This window comes from Streptomyces sp. RFCAC02 (assembly GCF_004193175.1).
GTDB lineage: Bacteria > Actinomycetota > Actinomycetes > Streptomycetales > Streptomycetaceae > Streptomyces.
In genome coordinates this window covers 2,617,743-2,635,071 of record NZ_SAUH01000001.1, presented here as the reverse complement: position 1 = coordinate 2,635,071, position 17,329 = coordinate 2,617,743, and the positions used below count along the sequence as shown (strand labels likewise).

Annotated in this window: 17 protein-coding genes; 16 read left to right on the top strand and 1 reads right to left on the bottom strand. The window is 73.4% G+C overall.

Going from position 1 to position 17,329, the window contains the following annotated elements; translation table 11 throughout:
• The first annotated feature begins 171 nt into the window (after positions 1-171).
• The 12 genes from EMA09_RS12140 to EMA09_RS12085 all read left to right on the top strand — a co-directional run bounded on the left by EMA09_RS12140 (position 172) and on the right by EMA09_RS12085 (position 11,454).
• Entirely contained in the window at positions 172-765 is a 594-nt protein-coding gene (locus tag EMA09_RS12140) for a carboxymuconolactone decarboxylase family protein (RefSeq protein WP_129841073.1), read from the top strand.
• Positions 762-2,309, top strand: coding sequence for a sugar ABC transporter ATP-binding protein (locus tag EMA09_RS12135; protein WP_240796359.1), 1,548 nt, complete (start codon positions 762-764; stop codon positions 2,307-2,309). Before EMA09_RS12140 ends, EMA09_RS12135 begins: the two co-directional genes overlap by 4 nt.
• The gene (locus EMA09_RS12130; RefSeq protein WP_129841072.1) at positions 2,306-3,319 is read left to right on the top strand and encodes an ABC transporter permease; all 1,014 of its coding nucleotides are present in this window, start codon (positions 2,306-2,308) and stop codon (positions 3,317-3,319) included. The genes EMA09_RS12135 and EMA09_RS12130 overlap by 4 nt, the downstream gene beginning before the upstream one ends.
• A gap of 84 nt (positions 3,320-3,403) precedes the next feature.
• Positions 3,404-4,354 (top strand): sugar ABC transporter substrate-binding protein, encoded by a 951-nt coding sequence (locus EMA09_RS12125; protein ID WP_129841071.1) that lies wholly within the window; start codon positions 3,404-3,406, stop codon positions 4,352-4,354.
• Positions 4,355-4,481: 127 nt separating this feature from the next.
• The gene (locus tag EMA09_RS12120) at positions 4,482-5,426 is read left to right on the top strand and encodes a LysR family transcriptional regulator (RefSeq protein ID WP_129841070.1); all 945 of its coding nucleotides are present in this window, start codon (positions 4,482-4,484) and stop codon (positions 5,424-5,426) included.
• Positions 5,427-5,539: 113 nt separating this feature from the next.
• Positions 5,540-6,469, top strand: coding sequence for a VOC family protein (locus EMA09_RS12115; protein ID WP_129841069.1), 930 nt, complete (start codon positions 5,540-5,542; stop codon positions 6,467-6,469).
• A 77-nt stretch (positions 6,470-6,546) separates the two neighbouring features.
• On the top strand, positions 6,547-7,962 hold the full coding sequence (locus tag EMA09_RS12110) for an NAD-dependent succinate-semialdehyde dehydrogenase (RefSeq protein WP_129843990.1): 1,416 nt from the start codon (positions 6,547-6,549) through the stop codon (positions 7,960-7,962).
• Positions 7,963-7,968: 6 nt separating this feature from the next.
• Positions 7,969-8,775, top strand: a complete 807-nt coding sequence (locus EMA09_RS12105; protein ID WP_129841068.1) for a fumarylacetoacetate hydrolase family protein — start codon at positions 7,969-7,971, stop codon at positions 8,773-8,775.
• A complete protein-coding gene (locus tag EMA09_RS12100; protein ID WP_129841067.1) occupies positions 8,772-9,143 on the top strand; it encodes a VOC family protein in 372 nt (123 codons plus the stop codon). Before EMA09_RS12105 ends, EMA09_RS12100 begins: the two co-directional genes overlap by 4 nt.
• Before the next feature lie 25 nt (positions 9,144-9,168).
• Positions 9,169-9,954, top strand: coding sequence for an alpha/beta hydrolase (locus EMA09_RS12095; RefSeq protein ID WP_129841066.1), 786 nt, complete (start codon positions 9,169-9,171; stop codon positions 9,952-9,954).
• Positions 9,951-10,421: a heme-binding protein gene (locus EMA09_RS12090; protein ID WP_129841065.1), complete on the top strand. Its 471-nt coding sequence runs from the start codon at positions 9,951-9,953 to the stop codon at positions 10,419-10,421. Before EMA09_RS12095 ends, EMA09_RS12090 begins: the two co-directional genes overlap by 4 nt.
• Positions 10,414-11,454, top strand: coding sequence for a methionine synthase II (cobalamin-independent)-like protein (locus tag EMA09_RS12085; RefSeq protein WP_129841064.1), 1,041 nt, complete (start codon positions 10,414-10,416; stop codon positions 11,452-11,454). The genes EMA09_RS12090 and EMA09_RS12085 overlap by 8 nt, the downstream gene beginning before the upstream one ends.
• Before the next feature lie 55 nt (positions 11,455-11,509).
• Here the strand turns inward: EMA09_RS12085 and EMA09_RS12080 are convergent, their stop codons facing one another.
• Complete coding sequence (locus EMA09_RS12080) at positions 11,510-11,806, bottom strand: antibiotic biosynthesis monooxygenase family protein (protein WP_129841063.1); 297 nt, start codon at positions 11,804-11,806, stop codon at positions 11,510-11,512.
• Between the two features lie 184 nt (positions 11,807-11,990).
• Between EMA09_RS12080 and EMA09_RS12075 the strand changes: the two genes are divergently transcribed.
• Genes EMA09_RS12075 through EMA09_RS12060 form a run of 4 tightly spaced genes read left to right on the top strand, consistent with a single transcriptional unit; the run spans position 11,991 to position 17,324 of the window.
• Positions 11,991-13,445, top strand: a complete 1,455-nt coding sequence (locus EMA09_RS12075) for an aldehyde dehydrogenase family protein (RefSeq protein ID WP_129841062.1) — start codon at positions 11,991-11,993, stop codon at positions 13,443-13,445.
• A gap of 30 nt (positions 13,446-13,475) precedes the next feature.
• Positions 13,476-14,681: an L-2-hydroxyglutarate oxidase gene (gene lhgO, locus EMA09_RS12070; protein ID WP_129841061.1), complete on the top strand. Its 1,206-nt coding sequence runs from the start codon at positions 13,476-13,478 to the stop codon at positions 14,679-14,681.
• Between the two features lie 48 nt (positions 14,682-14,729).
• The gene (locus EMA09_RS12065; protein ID WP_129841060.1) at positions 14,730-15,590 is read left to right on the top strand and encodes an amidohydrolase family protein; all 861 of its coding nucleotides are present in this window, start codon (positions 14,730-14,732) and stop codon (positions 15,588-15,590) included.
• Between the two features lie 9 nt (positions 15,591-15,599).
• Positions 15,600-17,324 carry a thiamine pyrophosphate-dependent enzyme gene (locus tag EMA09_RS12060; RefSeq protein ID WP_129841059.1) on the top strand — a complete coding sequence of 575 codons (1,725 nt, stop codon included), beginning with the start codon at positions 15,600-15,602 and terminating at the stop codon, positions 17,322-17,324.
• Positions 17,325-17,329: the final 5 nt, after the last annotated feature.

The following is a 17,329-nucleotide window of genomic DNA, read 5'->3' as shown; positions in this document are numbered from 1 at the left end:
GGCCTGCGCGCGGAACGAGGTTAGGCACGACGGGCCGTTCCCGAGCGTCACGCGGCGTGCAGCTTTACGTTGCGTCCCGGGGGCCTGTGACCCCTCCCACAGAGCTGTACGTTGCTCCGCAATCGACCCCTCCCGGCCGTCAGGCCCCCGAGGCAAAGGCTGCGACAGCTCATGAGACTTCCGCCCATCAGCCAGGACGACATGACCGAACGGCAGGCCGAGATCGGCGCGCGCATCGCCGGGCGCCGGGGTGCGGTGCGCGGACCGTTCCGCGTCTGGCTGCACAGCCCGGAGCTGTGCGAACGCGTCGAGGCGCTGGGGGCGTTCGCGCGCTTCGAGTCGAGCCTCCCGGTGCGGCTGCGGGAGTTGTCCCTGCTGATGGCTGCGCGCCACTTCGACGCGCAGTACTCGTGGAATGCCCACGTGGACAAGGCGGTCGAGGCCGGCCTGCCCGCCGACGCGGTCCGCGCCATCGCCGAGCGCCGCGAGCCCGCCTTCGACCGCGAGGAGGACGCGGCCTTCCACCGGTTCTGCCGCGAGCTGCTGGAGGACCACTTCGTCGGCGAGGACACGTTCCGCGCGGCGGAGAAGCACTTCGGCGCGCGGGGGCTGGTGGACGCGGTCGGCTCGCTCGGCAACTTCAGCATGCTCGCGATGTGCCTCAACGCGTTCGAGGTCGACCTCCAGCCGGACCGCACGCCGCCGTTCCCCGACATCCGGGGGTACGGCCGGGCGGCGGCGGAGGCGGAAGGCGATCCCCGGTGAGCCGGGCACCCCGGCCCGTGGCCGAACGGCGCGCCGCCCCGGCCGGGCCGCAGCCGGCCGAGCCGGTCATCCGGGTGCGCGGCGTGACGAAACGATTCGGCGGCGCGCTGGCCCTGACGGACGTCAGCCTCGACGTCCGCCCCGGCGAGATCCACGCGCTGATGGGCATGAACGGCGCCGGCAAGTCGACCCTCGTGCAGATCCTGTCGGGCGTGCACGACCCGGACGAGGGGCACATCGAGATCGCCGGCCGGCCGCACGCCCAGCTCACGCCCCGCCTGGCGCGGCGGCTCGGCATCTCGACCGTCCCGCAGCGCAGGGAACTCGTCATGAGCCTCACGGTCGCCGAGAACGTCATGCTCGGCGACCTCCCGAACCGCCGCTCCGTCGTGGGCTGGCGCGCGGTGCGGCGGGCCGCCCGCTCGGCGCTCGCCGAACTCGGCATCGCCGTGGACGCCGAGGCCGTGGCCGGCGACCTGACCGTCGCGGAGCAGACCATGGTCGAGGTCGCGCGGGAGGTGCGGCGCGGCGGCCGCGTCCTCGTGCTGGACGAGCCGACCGCCTGCCTCGGCGCCGAGGCGGCCGAGCAGATCCGGACGCTGGTGCGCCGGCTGCGCGACGGCGGTGTCGCCGTCATCTACATCTCGCACCACATCGACGAGGTCCTCGGCCTCGCCGACCGCGTGACGGTCCTGCGCGACGGGGCCGTGGTGCGCAGTACGGAGGCCGCCGGCACGGACGAGGGCACGCTCGTGCGCGACATGGTGGGCCGCGACGTCGTCTCCTGCCGCCCCGACCGCGCGCCCGCGTCCGACGAGGTCGGGCTCGCCGTGCGGGACCTGTGCGACGGCCGCGGCATCGACGGCTTCGGTGTCGAGGTGCGCAAGGGCGAGATCGTGGCCGTGCTCGGGCCGGCCGGGGACGCGCAGGCCCGCCTGTTCGACCTGCTGTCGGGGCGCCGCAGGCCCCGGCGCGGGACGCTGACGGTCGGCGGTACGGCCGTCCCGTTCGGGCGCGTGTCCCGGTCGCTCGGCAGCGGGCTGCGCTGTGTGACGGGGGACCGGCGCACGCTCGGCCTGGTCCCCGAACTGTCCGTGGACGAGAACATCATGCTGGCGCGCGACCGCCTGGAGCGCCGCCGCCTGCACCGCACCGGGGCGCTGGCCCGCCGCGCCGCGCCGCTGCGCGACACGTACCGCGTGCGGGCGCTGTCGGCGAACCCGCCGGTGGGCCGGCTGTCCGGCGGCAACCAGCAGAAGGTCCTCCTCGCCAAGTGGCTCGGCACGGGACCCGCGGCCTGCTTCCTGGAGGACCCGACCAACGGCGTGGACGTCGCCGCCATGGCGGAGATCCACACGCTCATCGACCGGCTGGCGGAGTCGGGGGCGGCCGTCCTGCTGGCCTCGTCGTCCGCCGAGGAGGTGATGCGCCTGGCCGACCGCGTCGTCGTCGTACGCGGTGGCCGGACGGTCGCCGAGCACGACATCGGCCGCATCGGGCGCGACGAGCTGGTCGCCACCGTCCTGGGAGGAGAACTGTCATGAGCATCGGTTCACCCACCGGGGCCGCGGGCCGGACGGCCGAGCGGCCCCCCGCGACCCCGCCGGGCCGGCGCCGCGCCGCGTCGGCCGTCCTCACCGTCCCGCACGCGGGGCTGCTCGCCGTCCTGGTGCTGCTCGTGGTGTTCGCGAGCCTCCGCACGGACGCGTTCCTGACCTCGACCAACCTCCTGAACGTGCTGCGGCAGGTCAGCGTCACGGCCGTCATCGCCGGCGGCCTCACGCTCCTGATGACCGCGGGGGGCATGGACTTCTCGATGGGCAGCAACGTCGCCGTCACCACGGCTGTCGCGGCGCAGCTCATCGACCACGGCAACCCGACGTGGCTGACGGTCGTCCTGTCCATCGCGCTGGCCACCGCCATCGGCCTGGTGAACGGCCTGGTCGTCACGTTCACGAGCCTCGCGCCGTTCGTCGCGACCCTGGCGACGGCGACTCTCCTCGACGGGGTGGCGCTGCTCGTCATCGGGGGCCTCAGCATCACCATCGGGACCCGCCTCACCGCGCTGGGCAACGAGTCGTTCCTCGGCCTGCCCTACCTGCTCATCGTCGCGGTCCTCGTGCTGGCGGGCATCGCCCTGCTGATGCGGTACACGGTGTTCGGCCGGGACGCGTTCGCCATCGGCGGCAACGAGGACGTCGCGCGCCTCAGCGGGATCAACGTCGCGCGCGACAAGCTGATCCTGTACGCGTCGGCCGGCGCGCTGTCGGGCCTCGCCGGCATCATGCTGCTGTCCCGGCTGGGCGCGAGCAGCCCCGGCACGGGCGGGCTGCCGCTCCAGCTCACCGCCGTCGCGGCCGTCGTCATCGGCGGCACGTCGCTCCAGGGCGGGCGCGGCACCGTCGTCGGGACGGCGCTTGGCGTGCTGCTGCTCCAGGTCGTCGCCAACGTCCTTAACCTGCTGGAGATCTCCTCCTACTACCAGCAGATCGCTGTCGGTTCCGTGCTGCTGATCGCGGCCATCGCGAACCTGTTCCAGCATCGCCGGCTCTGACCGCCGGCGCGGCTCCTCGCAGTACGGCGCACGTCCGCACCCCTGTCCGCACACTTCACCCGCACACCGAAAGGCGGCTCCGCCATGCCTTCTTCCGCCCGCCGTACGTCCGTCGCGCTGACCGCCGCGCTCAGCTCCGCCGCCCTGCTGGGCGGCTGCGGGTCGGGCTCGGGGTCCGGCTCCGACGACGGCGTGACCCTCGGTTTCGTCAACGGCGCCAACACGGAATTCCACACCTGTCTGCAAAGAGCCGTCACCGCGGAGGTGGAGGCGGGTGACGCGGAACTGCTCACCGCGAACTCGAACCAGAATCCCGGCACCGAGCTGTCCAACATCGAGGACATGATCTCCCGGCAGGTCGACGCCCTCATCGTGCAGACGGTCAACGTGGACGCGCTGGAGGGCGACATCGCCAAGGCGCGCGCCGCCGACATCCCGATCTTCCTGACGTCGGTGATCACCGAGGACACCTCCGAGATCCTCGGCGCCGTCGTCGTGGACCTGCCGGCGGTCGGTGCGCTGGACGCCGACTGGGTCGCCCAGGACGCCGGCGGCGCGCAGGTGGAGGCGGCCGTGATCGCGGGCGCGCCGGGCGCCGCGTCCGACCTGCTGGTCGAGGGGTTCACGGGCGCCCTGCCGGACAACGTCGAGGTGGTCGCGAACCAGCCGGGCATGTTCAACCGGGCGGACGCGCAGGACGTGGCCGAGAACATCATCCAGGCGCACCCGGACCTGCAGTACGCGTTCGTCGCCAACGAGGAGATGGCGTTCGGCGCGCTCAACGCCTTCGAGGCGGCCGGCGCCGACGTGAAGATCGTGACGGTGAACGGCACGGCGGACGGCCTGGCCGCCGTCGAGGACGGCCGGTTCGCCGCCACCGTCGCCAACTCGGCGACCCAGACGGGGCAGCTCGCCGTGCGGAACACCCTCGCGCTGCTCGACGGCGAGGACGTCGAGAAGATCGCGCAGACCCCGATCACGCTCATCACGCGGGAGAACGTCGCCGAGGCGCCGCAGTACTGCCTGGAGGACTGAGCCCACGACACCGGGAAAGAGTCCGACGAATCCGTGATCACCATCTGTCGCCGGGCGGCGGGACGGATCTATATTCGGCCGGGGGCAGCGCCGCCTCTTCCGCTGCCCGAGCCGGAGGAGGAGCCCCATGGATCGCCTTCTTGTCATGCGCAGTTTTGTCACGGTCGCGAAGGTCGGCAGCTTCAGCGGTGCCGCGAAAGTGCTGGGCGCGTCGGGATCGCTCATCTCGCGCCATGTGGCGGACCTGGAGAAACAACTCGGCGTCCAGCTCGTGAACCGCACCGCGCGTTCGGTGAGTCTCACCGAACCCGGGGTGCGGTACAGCGGTTTCGCCCAGCGCATTCTGGACGAGATCGACGCCGAGGACGACAACATCGCCGAACTCCACGACCGCCCCGAGGGTCCGCTGTCCGTCATCTGCCCGAAATGGATCGGGAGTCTCGATCTCGGTGACGCCATCGCCGCGTTCTCCGTCGCGCACCCCAAAATCGCGGTGCGGTTCGAACTCGGCGGCATGTCGGACCGGACGTACGAATTCCTGGACGACGGTTTCGACGTCGCGTTCCACACGCGGGATCCGCGCGACTCCAACGTGCGGCTGAAGAAGATCGCCTCGCTGCCGTTCGTCCTGTGCGCCGCCGAGTCCTACCTGGCCCGGCACGGGGCGCTGACCTCGCCGAACGACCTCGCGTCCCACGAGTGCCTGGTCCATGTGAACGACCCGGTGTGGCGCATCGGACACGGCCACGCGAGCACCCTCCACAAGATACGCAACATCGCCTTCCTCTCGAATTCCTACATCGCTCTGCAGAAAGCCGCGGTGCACGGCAGGGGAATCGCGCTGATTCCCCACCGGCCCGCTTACGACGACCTCATGAGCGGCGCCCTGCGCGTCCTGCTCCCGGAACTCGGTGTGCCCGACCGGTCCCTCTACGCGATCTACGGCCCCGCCCAGAACACCCCCCGCAAGGTCCGGGTCTTCCTGGACTTCCTGACGTCCTGGTTCGCGGGCAACCCCATCCCCGCCTTCCACGAGACGGCCGGCGCCGCGAGCCCGCGCGGCGCGCAATGAACGGTTGAACACCGTGCGGCGTCCCGCGTATTGAACGCCGCGCCACCGCGTTTCTAGGATCAATGCCTGCCGGTGGCCCCTCGGCCTTTGCGCCGGCGAGAAAGGTGACGGCAGTGGGAATCCAGCGCATCGAATCGGTCACGTACAGCGTCACGGATCTCGCGGAGTGCGTCCGTTTCTTCGGGGATCTGGGACTCGAACTCGTCTCGGACGACGGCCACCGCGCCGTGTTCGAGACCCTGGTGGGCCAGACCCTCCGGCTGGAGACCGGGGACCTGCCCGGCCTGCCGCCGCCCGTCGAGCCCGCCCCGACCGTGCGGGAGGTGGTGTGGGGCGTCGACACCCCCGCCGAACTGGACCGGCTCGCCGCCGCCGTCGGCGCCGACCGGCCCGTGCGGCGCGGCGACGACGGCACGTACCACGCCGCCGACGAGTCCGGGTTCGGCGTCGGCCTGGCACCGGCGCGCCCGCGCGACCCGGGGCCGGTCGCCGCCCGCACCGGCAACACGCTCGGCCGCGTCACCCGCTGGAACGCCTCCGTGACCTCCGTCGGGCGGGTCAGGCCGCTGCGGATGTGCCATGTCGCGCTCAACATCCGCAAGGCGGGCCGCCGGGCCGCGGTCGCGTTCTACACCGACCGCCTCGGCTTCACCCCGACCGACATCGTCGAGCCCATGGGCACGTTCATGCAGTGCGAGGGCGACGACGACCAGCACAACTTCCTGCTCTGCCACCGGCCCGACCGGGCGGGCGTCAACCACGTCTCGTTCGAGGTGCCCGGCTTCGACGACGTCATCGAGGGCGGCAACCACATGGTCGGCCGGGGGTGGCGGGAGGCACGGCGCCTCGGCCGGCACACCGTCGGGTCGAACGTGTTCCGGTTCGTCCACGCCCCGTGCGGCGGCCGTGTGGAGTACGCGGCCGACATGGACCGCGTGGACGCCTCGTACGGCACGCGGGTCCACGAGACGGCGCCGCCCCACCACATCTGGACGCTGCGCGGCTCCCGGGACACCGAGGGCGGCCAGGAGCGCGCGCAGTGACCCGACCGCAGAAGGTGACCATGACCCCCGAGCAGTCCCCGACCGATCCGTCCCCCGCCGTCTTCCCCACCGTCCGCATGTACATCGCCGGCCAGTGGTGCGCCGGCGCCGCCGGCCGTACCGCCCCGGTGCTGAACCCCGCCACCGGGGAGCCGGTCGGGGACGTCCCGCTGGCCGAGCCGTCCGACCTCGACCGGGCCGCCGACGCCGCCGCCGACGGCTTCGCGGTCTGGCGCGCCGTGCCCGTCGCCCGCCGCACCGCGCTCCTGCACGACGCCGCCGACCGCCTGACCGCGCGCGCCGACCACGTGGGGCGCGTCATGACGCTGGAGGAGGGCAAGCCGTACGCCGAGGCGCGCGGCGAGGTCCTGCGCGTCGCGGACACGCTGCGCTGGTACGCGGAGGAGGCACGCCGCGCGTACGGGCGGATCATCCCGTCAGCGCCGGGCACGCTGCTCAGCGTCCGGCGTGAACCCGTAGGCCCCGTCGCGGCGTTCACGCCGTGGAACTTCCCGGCCGGCTCGCCCATGCGGAAGATCGCGGGCGCGCTCGCGGCCGGCTGCTCGATCGTCGTCAAGGCGTCCGAGGAGACCCCGGCCACGGCGTGCGAGATCGTCCGCTGCTTCGACGAGGCGGGTCTGCCGCCGGGCGTGCTCAACCTGGTGTTCGGCGACCCCGCCGAGGTGTCGGCGCGGCTGATCGCCTCCCCGGTGACGCGTCTCGTCGCGTTCACCGGCTCGGTCCCGGTCGGCAGGCTGCTCGCCGCGGCGGCGGGCGCGGAGATGAAGCCGGTGCTGATGGAGCTGGGCGGGCACGCGCCGGTCATCGTCTGCGCCGACGCCGATCCGGTGCTCGCGGCCCGCCGCGCGGCGGCGGCCAAGTTCGCGAACGCCGGCCAGGTCTGCACGTCGCCGAGCCGTTTCCTGGTGCACGAGAGCGTCCACGACGCGTTCGTCGCCGCGTTCGCCGAGGCCGCCGACGCGGTGGTCGTCGGGGACGGCCTTGAGCCGGGCGTCACGATGGGGCCGCTGGCGAACGAGCGGCGCCTCGCCGCGACGGCCGCGTTCGTCGCCGACGCCGCCGGGCGCGGCGCGAAGATCGTGCGCGGCGGGGAACGCCAGGGCCGGCGCGGCTGGTTCTTCCCGCCCACACTGCTCACGGACGTGCCGCCGGACGCCGAGATCCTGCACGAGGAGCCGTTCGGCCCCGTCGCGCCCGTCGTCCCCTTCACCGACCTGGACGACGCCGTCGCCACCGCCAATTCCCTGCCCTACGGCCTCGCGGCGTACGGCTTCACGCGGTCGGCGGCCACCGCGGAACGCCTCGTGGCGGACCTGGAGGCCGGCATCCTCTCCATCAACCACTGCGGCGGCTCCGTGCACGAGGCACCGTCCGGCGGCGTCAAGGCCAGCGGCCACGGCCGCGAGGGCGGCCCCGAGGGGCTGGACGCGTACCTCGTCACGAAGCGCGTCTCCCACCTGCTGGGGGACTGACCGGCGATGAGACTCTGCCGCATCGCCGTCGACGGGCGGCCCCGCTCCGGCCGCGTCGACGGGGACGTCATCCACCTGCTGGACGGGCCGCCCCTGGACGGCGGGGCGCGCGCCACGGGCGAGACCGTGCCGCTCGCGTCGGCCACGCTGCTGCCGCCCGTCATACCCGGCGTGTTCTACGCCGTCGGGCTCAACTACACGCGGCACGCCGAACACGCCCTGGCCACCGGGTACGCCACCGCCGTGCCGGAGCGCCCCGAGGTCGGCTACCGCGCCAACAACGCCCTGATCGGCCACGGCGCGCCCATCGTCAAGCCGCGCGAGGTGACCGGCCGCTTCGAGGCCGAGGGCGAACTCGTCGCCGTCATCGGCCGCACCCTGCGCCGCGCGAGCCCGGCCGAGGCGCGGGAGTCCGTCCTCGGCTGGACGATCGGCAACGACGTCAGCGCACGCGCCTGGCAGCACGAGGACCGGACGCTGTGGCGCAGCAAGAACAGCGACACGTTCAAACCGATGGGTCCCTGGATCGAGACGGACGCCGATCCGCTCGCGGCGACCACCACCGTGCGCGTCAACGGCGAGACGCGCGCCGCCTTTCCCACCGGGGCGATGATCTTCGACCCCTGGGAGTACATCGCCGAGACGACGCGCTGGATCACGATGCACCCCGGTGACGTGCTGTGGATGGGGGCCGACACCGCCTGCGCGATCGGGCCGGGCGATGTCGTGGAGATCGCGATCGGCGGGATCGGCGTGTTGTCCAACCCCGTGCGGGCCGAGTCCGGCCCGCCGCCCGAGAGGAAGAGCCGATGAGCAGCAGCCCCAAGTACATCCACCACGTGAACTTCCCGACGACCGACCCCGAACGCACCAAGGAGTGGTACGCGAAGGTCTTCGGTCTCAAGCCGATCCAGGCGAAGAGCAACACCCGCGTCCTGCTGATGACGCGCGGCGACTTCGACCTGCACTTCACGCCGGTCGAGGAGATGGACCGCATGGCGCCGTACCACTTCGCCATCGAGGTGGAGGACTGGGACGGCTTCCTCGCCCACCTGAAGGAGCTGGGGGTACGGCACACCCGGCCGGTCGAACGCCCGGAGAACCGGTCGAAGTTCTGCTACATCCACGACCCCGACCACACCATGATCGAACTGGTGTACCACGGCAACCGTCCCTCCTGAGCGCGTGCGAGACGAGGAGAACGCCATGGGCTTCGCCCACTCCGACGGCACTTCCATCTACTACGAGCGGCACGGATCGGGACCCGCCGTGCTGTTCGTCCACGGCTCGGGCGGACACCACGCGGCCTGGTGGCAGCAGGTCGCGCCGCTGCGCGAGCGGTACACCGTCGTCACCGTCGACCTGCGGGGCTTCGGCAACTCGGACTCCACCATGCCGGAGTTCGACAGCCAGGACTTCCCCGAGGACATCGTCGCCGTCCTCGATCAGGAGGACCTGCGGGACGTACTGCTCGTCGGCCAGTCCATCGGCGCGGTCGCCGCGCTGCGGGCCGGCCTGCGCCGTCCCGACCGCGTCGGCGGCGTCGTCCTGGCCCACTCGCTGGGCGGCATCGACCACCCCGAACTGTCGGCGCTGGTCGCGGCCGACCGCGCCGAGGCCGTCAAGCTGCCCGTCCTCGACCGGCTGCTGAGCAGGGACTTCCAGAAGCGCGAACCGGCCCGCACGCTGCTCTTCCAGCAGATGGGCACGTTCAACACGGCGAAGATGGCCGACCTGCGGAACCTGTCCACCGGCGGGCCGACCGTCAACGAGGTCACCGCCTCCGGGCTGCCCGTCTGCTTCCTGGCCGGTGCGAACGACGCGGTCCTGAGCGCCGCCACCGTCACCCGCGCCCACGAACTGCTGCCCGGCTCCCGCCTCGAACTCGTCCCCGGCGCGCCCCACTCCATGTACTGGGAGGCGCCCGAACTGTTCAACGCCGCCGTCGTCCGCGTCCGCGACGACCTGACCCACCGGAGCGCCGCCGTATGAGACTGACCCTGGACGAGGCGGAGGACATCGTCGCCGCGGCGCAGAAGGCCGGCCGCGCGCTGGGCAAGGCGCTCAGCATCGCCGTCGTCGACGCGGGCGGCTTCACGCTGCTCGTGAAACGCTCGGACGGCGCCCGGCCGCTCACCCCGAGCATCGCGACGGCGAAGGCGTACACGGCCGCCGTGATGGAGCGGCCCACGCACATGCTGCACGCCTGGGCCGACAGCAACCCCGGCTTCTTCGCCCAGCTCTCGCGGATGGGCACCCACCCGATCCTGGCGGCCGAGGGCGGTGTCACCGTGCAGCGGGACGGCGAGATCCTCGGCGGCCTCGGCGTCGCGGGCGGCACCGGGGACGAGGACCGGCGGATCTGCGAGGACGTACTCGCCGGCCTCGGCTACCAGTTGGAGTTCCGGGCGTGGGGCGGCGCCCCGCGGGAGGGCACGGCGGAGGGGCACCATGGCTGACACGTTCAAGTTCCGCATCGACCACCACGGCAGCCTCGTCCGGCCGCAGGAACTCCTCGACGCCCGGCGCCGCCGCGCGCAGGGCGGCCTGGACGGGGCCGGGCTGCGCGCCGTGGAGGACCAGGCCGTCGCCGACGCCGTGCGCGCCCAGCGGCGGCTCAGCCTGTCGGTCGTCACCGACGGCGAGTTCCGGCGCGAGGACTTCAGGGGCGCCGTCCTCGACGCGGTGACGGGCTTCCGCCGCACCGGGGCCACCGAGGACGACGGCCTCGCCCGGTGGGTCGCCGACGGCGAGCCCAAGGCCGGGGGACCGCTGATCGCCGACCAGGTGGCGGCCGTCGCCGCGCTCACCGTCGTCCCGGCGAAGGCGACCCTGCCGTCCCCCGCGTACCTCGCCGGCCGCTGCTTCGACCCGGACGCGACGCCGTTCGGCAGCGCCCGCGAGCTGGGCGACGCCCTCGCGCGGATCGTCCGCGACGAGATCGGCGCGCTGATCGCCCGGGGCGTCCGCTGCGTCCAGCTCACCAACCCGGACTACGCCCACCACCTGTCCGGCGGCGGGGCGCCCGGCCTCGGCCTGGCGGACGCCCTGGCCGTCGACGCGGCCGCCGTCGCCGTCGGGGACAAGCCGTCCGACGTCCGCATCGGCCTGTGCCCGGCGCACCGCGCGCCCGCCGAGGTGGCCGGGGCGGTCGCGGAGCGGCTGTTCACGGAGGTGCCGGTGGACCGGTGGATCCTGCCGTACTGCGCGGGCACCGAGGCCGAGACACGGCTGCTGCGGGCCGTCCCCGCCGACCGGGACGTGTGCCTCGGCATCGTGGACCCCGCGGCCCCCGGCCTTGAGGACGTCGACACGATCATGGACCGCATGGACGTGGCGGCGGCCTGCAAGGACATCGACGACCTGGCCGTGAGCCCGAGCGCCGGGTTCTCCGACGTGGCGGGGCGCGCCCCGCTGCGGGCCGAGGACCAGTGGCGGAAGCTCGTCCATGTCGAGACGATCGCCCGCATGTGCTGGGGCAACGAGCTGTAGGGGCCGGTACGTGAAGGGGTGTCCCCGGGCCGCGCGGCCCGGGGACACCCCCGTGTCAGATCACGTCGCCGAACCACACGGTCCGCGCCGTGAGCCGGGGCCGCACCGTGCGGGCGATGTGCTCCGCGAAGTGCGGCGTCCGCGTGTGCGCCTCGAACGCGTCCCGGTCGGCGTACTGCTCGTACAGCGTGAACGCGGCGTCGCCGCTCGCGTCCTCGGCGTCGGCGTGCACGACATAGGCGCGGTTGCCCGGCTCGCGCAGCGTCGACTCCCGCATGCGCAGCAGCGCGTCACGGACGGCGGGCGCGTCGCCGGGCGCGCACCGGTAGTGGGCCACAACGGCGTACGGCATGCGTTCCTCCTGATCAGGTGTGCTTCTGCCGGGCCGATCCCACCACGATCGGCGCCCGGTGCGGAGTGCGGGGAACGCAACCAATGCATGCCGCGCAGCGCGTGGTCGGGACCACGCGCCGTTCCTATCGTGGGGGCATCGAGGCGGGCTCCCGCGATCCCTTCTTCCGTCCTGAGGAGCAGTCATGTCCGTAACGTCCCTTGAGGTCCTCGCGGGAGGGCGGTGGGTGACCTCCGGCGCGTGGGTTGACGTCTTCGACCCGACCGACACCCGCGAGCCCGTCGCCCGGGTCCCCGCCCTGTCGCCCGAGGACGTCGAGCGGCTGTACGACGCGGCGGAGGAGGGCTTCGCGACGTGGCGCGCCACCTCGCCGTTCGTCCGCGCCAGGGTGCTGACCGACGCCGCCGCGCTCCTGCGGGAGCGGGCGGACGAGGTCGCCGGCACCGTCGTCACGGAGATGGGGAAGACACGGGCCGAGGCGCGCGGCGAGGTCGAGAAGTCCGCCGACTTCCTCGCCTACTACGCCGGCGTCGCCCGCGACGGCTACGGCACGCTGCTCCACGACGCGCGCCCCCACACCCGCGCGGAGTTCCGGCGCGAGCCGCTGGGCGTCGTCCTCGCCATCACGCCGTGGAACGACCCGCTGCTGACGCCGGCCCGCAAGCTGGCGCCCGCCCTCGCCGCGGGCAACGCCGTCGTCCTGAAGCCCGCGAGCGAGACCCCCATGTCGGGCCTCGCGCTCGCCCGCGCGCTGCACGACGCCGGCCTGCCCGCCGGTGTGCTGGGCGTCGTGACCGGCCGGACGTCCCGCATCTCGGAGGCGCTCACCGGGGACCCGCGCATCGCCGCCGTCACCTTCACCGGCGGCAACGAGGTGGGGGAGCGGCTGCGGCTCGCCCTCGCCACCCGCAACGTCCGCTTCCAGGCCGAGATGGGCGGCAAGAACGCCACCGTCGTGCTGGCCGACGCGGACCTGGACGCCGCGGCGGACGCCGTGATCGCCGCCGGCTTCGGCCAGGCCGGACAGCGCTGCACCGCGACCAGCCGGGTGCTCGTCGAGGAGCCGGTGCACGACCGGTTCGCCGAGCTGCTGCGCGAACGGGTCGCCGCCCTGCGGGTCGGCCCCGGCAAGGACGCCGGCACGGCGGTCGGTCCGCTCGTCGGCCCGGCGCAGCGCGACAGCGTCCTCGCCGACACGGCGCTCGCCGTGGAGCAGGGCGCCAGGATCGCGGTGGGCGGCGGCGTCCCGGACGACGCGGCCCTCGCGCACGGCTGCTACGTCACGCCGACCGTCCTCACCGACGTCACGCCCGAGATGGACATCTGGCGGCACGAGGTCTTCGGACCCGTCGTGGTGCTGCGGCGGGTGGCCGGCCTCGACCAGGCGATCGACGAGGTGAACGACTCGGACTTCGGGCTCGCCGCAGCGGTCTTCACCCGGGACCTGGCCGCCGCGCACCGGTTCGCGGACGAGGCGGACTGCGGCCAGATCGCCGTCAACACCACCACGTCCGGCTGGGACGTGCACCACCCGTTCGGCGGTTTCCGGGACTCGGGCTCGGCGTTCAAGGAGCAGGGCACCGAGGCGCTGCGCTTCTACACCCGGGTCAAGACCGTCGCGATCCACTTCGGCGCGTGACGCGCGCCGCCGTGAGGAAGGAGGTGGCGCATGGCTGACGAGGTCATCGGCGTCGTGGGGGCCGGCGTCGTCGGGCTCGCGATCGGCCGGGAGCTCGCCGCGCGCCGGCCGGGGACGCGCGTCCTGGTGCTGGAGAAGGAGGACCGGGTCGCCGTCCACCAGACGGGCCACAACTCGGGCGTCGTCCACGCCGGCATCTACTACGCGCCCGGCAGCCTGAAGGCGCGCCTGTGCACGCGGGGCCGCGGCATGCTGCGGGAGTACTGCGGCGAACGCGGGCTGCCGTACGACGAGTGCGGCAAGCTCGTCGTCGCCGTCGACGAGGCGGACGTGGCGCGGCTCGACGCGCTCCACGCGCGGGCGGGCGACAACGCGGTCCCGGGGCTGCGGCGCGTGGACGCGGCCGGCATCCGCGAGATCGAGCCGCACGCCGCCGGGCTCGCGGCCCTCCACTCGCCGCACACCGCCATCACCGACTACACGCTGATCGCGCGGGCGTTCGCCGACGACATCGCGGCGGCCGGCGGCGAGGTGCGGTGCGGCTTCCCCGTCACGGGCATCCACCGGGACGGCGGCGGCCTGCGCGTGGCGTCGGGCGAGCGGTCGGAGGCGGTGGACCGGCTCGTCGTGTGCGCGGGCCTGCACGCCGACACCGTTGCGGGGCTCGCGGGCGACGGGGCGGCGCCGCGGATCGTGCCGTTCCGCGGGGAGTACATGCGGGTGTCGGCGGAGAAGGCGCCGCTGGTCAGGGGGCTGATCTACCCGGTGCCCGACCCGCGGTACCCGTTCCTCGGCGTCCACTTCACGCGCCGCGTGTCGGGCGACGTGGAGGTCGGCCCGAACGCGGTCCTCGCGCTCGCCCGCGAGGGCTACCGCAGGCGCGACGTACGCCCCGGCGACCTGCGCCGCACCCTCGCCTGGCCCGGCTTCTGGCGCATGGCCCGCCGCCACTGGCGCACCGGCGCCGGCGAGATGCGCGGCTCCCTCTCCAAGCGCGCCTACATGAAGGCCGCGCGCCGCTACGTACCGGAGATCGGCGCGGCGGACGTCGTGCGCGCCGGCGCGGGCGTACGGGCGCAGGCGCTCGACCGGGACGGCGCGCTCGTGGACGACTTCCGCATCCACCGCGCGGGACCCGTCACCGCGATCCGCAACGCGCCGTCCCCGGCGGCGACCTCGTGCATGGCCATCGCCGAGCACGTCGTGGACGCGCTCCACGACGGCACGGCGGACTGAGACCCGCCGGACCCCACGGCACCGCACTCACCACAGGAGGCACCACCCATGTTCGTCGTCGACTCCCAGGTCCACATCTGGAAGGAAGAGGCCCCCGACCGCCCCTGGGTCCCGGGCGCGCGGGAGCGCATCCGCCTCAACGGGCACCGCGAGGACCCGTTCAGCTACGAGGAGTGCCTCGCCATGATGGACGAGGCGGGCGTCAACCGGGCGCTGCTCCTGCCGCCGTCGTGGGAGGGCAACCGCATCGACTACTCGCTCGAGGCGTGCGAGGCGTACCCCGAGCGGTTCGGCATCATGGCGCGCATCCCGCAGAACGACCCGGTCGAGGGCACCGCGATGCTCCGCGACTTCGCGCAGAACCCGTACGTGAAGGGCACCCGCCTCACGTTCCACCGGCCGCAGGACCGCAACTGGATGATCGACGGCACCAACGACTGGTACTGGCCGGTCGCCGAGGAACTGGGCATCCCCACCATGGTCCACGCGCCGGTGTGGAAGGCCGAACTGGGCGCGATCGCCGAGCAGCACCCCGGGCTCAAGATCATCATCGACCACATGGGCATCATGGCCCGCTGCGTGGACGACGCCATCGGCTACTGGGTCTCCGAGACCGCCGACCTGTTCAAGCACCCCAACATCTACGTGAAGGTGTCCGCGCTCCCCGGCTACTCGACGCACCCGTTCCCGAACCTCAACATAGAGAAGTACGTCCGGGAGATGGTCGACAAGATGGGTCCCGAACGCTGCTTCTGGGGCACCGACATCACCCGCCTCCTCGGGCACGGCATCGGCTACACCGACACCATCGAGCAGTTCACGAAGCACTTCCACTTCACCGCCGACGAGCTGGAGTGGATCATGGGGCGGGGCATCTGCGAGTGCCTCGGCTGGCCGATCGAGGGCTGAGGCGCGGCCGTGACCCAGCACGAGAACCAGCACCGCGCCGACGGCGGTGACGCCGTCGTCGCCGCCTTCCGCGCCGTCGGCGCCGACCACATCTTCTCCTCACCGGGCTCCGAGTGGGCGCCGGTGTGGGAGTCGCTGGCCCGGCACCACCGCGACGGCCTGCCGTGCCCCGGCTACCTCGACCTCACGCACGAGACGGTCGCCGTGGGCATGGCGACCGGCTACGGGCTCGTCACGCGCCGCCCCCAGGGCGTCCTGCTGCACGCCGGTCCCGGGCTGCTCCAGGGCTCGTGCGCCATCCACGGCGCGCTGCTCGCCGGCGTGCCGATGGTGATCGCGTCCTCCGAGTCCACGACCTACGGCGACGGCCCGGGCCCCGACCCGGGCGGCCAGTGGTACCGCAACCTGTCGGTCGTCGGCGGGCCGCACGCGCTCGCCGCACCGTTCGTGAAGTGGGCCAACCAGGCCGCGAGCGTCGCCACGCTCCCCGCGATGCTGACGCGCTCGGCCGAGCTGGCCGCGCGCGCCCCCGCCGGTCCCGTCTACCTCAACGTGCCGCTTGAGGTGCTGCTCGACCCGTGGGACGGTCGGGAGCCGGCGCCGGTCGCCCCCCGGGGCACGACGGTCGGCGCCCCGGCGGAGGTCGCCGCCGTCCTGGACCTGCTCAGGTCGGCGGACAACCCGGTCGTCGTCACCGAGACGGCCGGGCGCGAGGCGGACGGCATGGCGGCGCTCGTCGTGCTCGCCGAGGCTCTGGCCGTCCCGGTCGTGGAGCCGAACTCGGCGGTGTGCGCCAACTTCCCGAGGACGCACGAGCTGCACGCCGGCGGCGACATCGAACCCTTCATGGACGAGGCCGACCTCATCGTCCTCGTCAACTGCCGGGCGCCGTTCTACCCGCCGAGCAGGCGCCCGGCACGCGCCACGATCGTCGTCATCGACGAGGTGCCGCAGCGCCCGCACATCGCCTACCAGGTGCTGCACGCCGACCACTACCTGGAGGGCGAGGTCGCCCCGACCCTCCGCGAACTCGCCCGGCTGGCCCGCGAGACGCCGCCGGAGCCCGCCGTCCTCGCGCGCCGCCTGGAGACGCAGCGCGCACGGCACCGGGCCGGCGCCGCGTCGATCGAGGCGGTGGAACGGCGGGCCGGCGAGGCGCCGTCCGGCATCGACCCGGTCCTCCTCGCGGCCACCCTGCGGCGGGTCGTCGACGAGGACGGCGACGACCCGGTCGTCGTGGACGAGAGCATCACGCACAGCCGGATCGTGCAGCGTCACCTGCTGCGTTCGACGCCCGACTCGTACTTCTACGTGCAGGGCGGCCTCGGGCAGGGCATGGCGGTCGCGCTGGGCGTGAAGCTCGCGGCGCCCTCGCGGCCGGTCGTCCTCACGATCGGGGACGGCGCGTTCCTCTACAACCCGGTCATCGCCTCGCTCGACGCGGCACGGGCGCGGGGACTCCCGCTGCTGATCGTCGTCTTCAACAACCACGAGTACCGCTCGATGAGGATGAACCACCTGCGGTTCTACCCGGACGGCGCGGCCGTCGCGACGGGCGAGTTCCTCGGCACCGACCTGAGCGGCCAGCCCGAACTGGCGAGCTTCGCCGAACCGTTCGGCATGCACGGCGAGACGGTCACGGCGCCGGACGAGCTGGCGCCCGCGCTGTCCCGCGCGTGGAAGGCCGTACGGGCCGGCACGACCGCGATCGTCGACGTCTCCGTGACCCGCTGACCCGA

Bases quoted from the DNA above. Each gene is read 5' to 3' on its own strand.
- EMA09_RS12120 (WP_129841070.1), top strand. From the start codon at position 4,482: ATGGATCGCCTTCTTGTCATGCGCAGTTTTGTCACGGTCGCGAAGGTC.
- EMA09_RS12090 (WP_129841065.1), top strand. From the start codon at position 9,951: ATGAGACTGACCCTGGACGAGGCGGAGGACATCGTCGCCGCGGCGCAG.
- EMA09_RS12105 (WP_129841068.1), top strand. From the start codon at position 7,969: ATGAGACTCTGCCGCATCGCCGTCGACGGGCGGCCCCGCTCCGGCCGC.
- EMA09_RS12140 (WP_129841073.1), top strand. From the start codon at position 172: ATGAGACTTCCGCCCATCAGCCAGGACGACATGACCGAACGGCAGGCC.
- EMA09_RS12065 (WP_129841060.1), top strand. From the start codon at position 14,730: ATGTTCGTCGTCGACTCCCAGGTCCACATCTGGAAGGAAGAGGCCCCC.
- EMA09_RS12100 (WP_129841067.1), top strand. From the start codon at position 8,772: ATGAGCAGCAGCCCCAAGTACATCCACCACGTGAACTTCCCGACGACC.
- EMA09_RS12130 (WP_129841072.1), top strand. From the start codon at position 2,306: ATGAGCATCGGTTCACCCACCGGGGCCGCGGGCCGGACGGCCGAGCGG.
- EMA09_RS12125 (WP_129841071.1), top strand. From the start codon at position 3,404: ATGCCTTCTTCCGCCCGCCGTACGTCCGTCGCGCTGACCGCCGCGCTC.
- EMA09_RS12080 (WP_129841063.1), bottom strand. From the start codon at position 11,806: ATGCCGTACGCCGTTGTGGCCCACTACCGGTGCGCGCCCGGCGACGCG.
- EMA09_RS12110 (WP_129843990.1), top strand. From the start codon at position 6,547: ATGTACATCGCCGGCCAGTGGTGCGCCGGCGCCGCCGGCCGTACCGCC.
- EMA09_RS12095 (WP_129841066.1), top strand. From the start codon at position 9,169: ATGGGCTTCGCCCACTCCGACGGCACTTCCATCTACTACGAGCGGCAC.
- lhgO (WP_129841061.1), top strand. From the start codon at position 13,476: ATGGCTGACGAGGTCATCGGCGTCGTGGGGGCCGGCGTCGTCGGGCTC.
- EMA09_RS12075 (WP_129841062.1), top strand. From the start codon at position 11,991: ATGTCCGTAACGTCCCTTGAGGTCCTCGCGGGAGGGCGGTGGGTGACC.
- EMA09_RS12085 (WP_129841064.1), top strand. From the start codon at position 10,414: ATGGCTGACACGTTCAAGTTCCGCATCGACCACCACGGCAGCCTCGTC.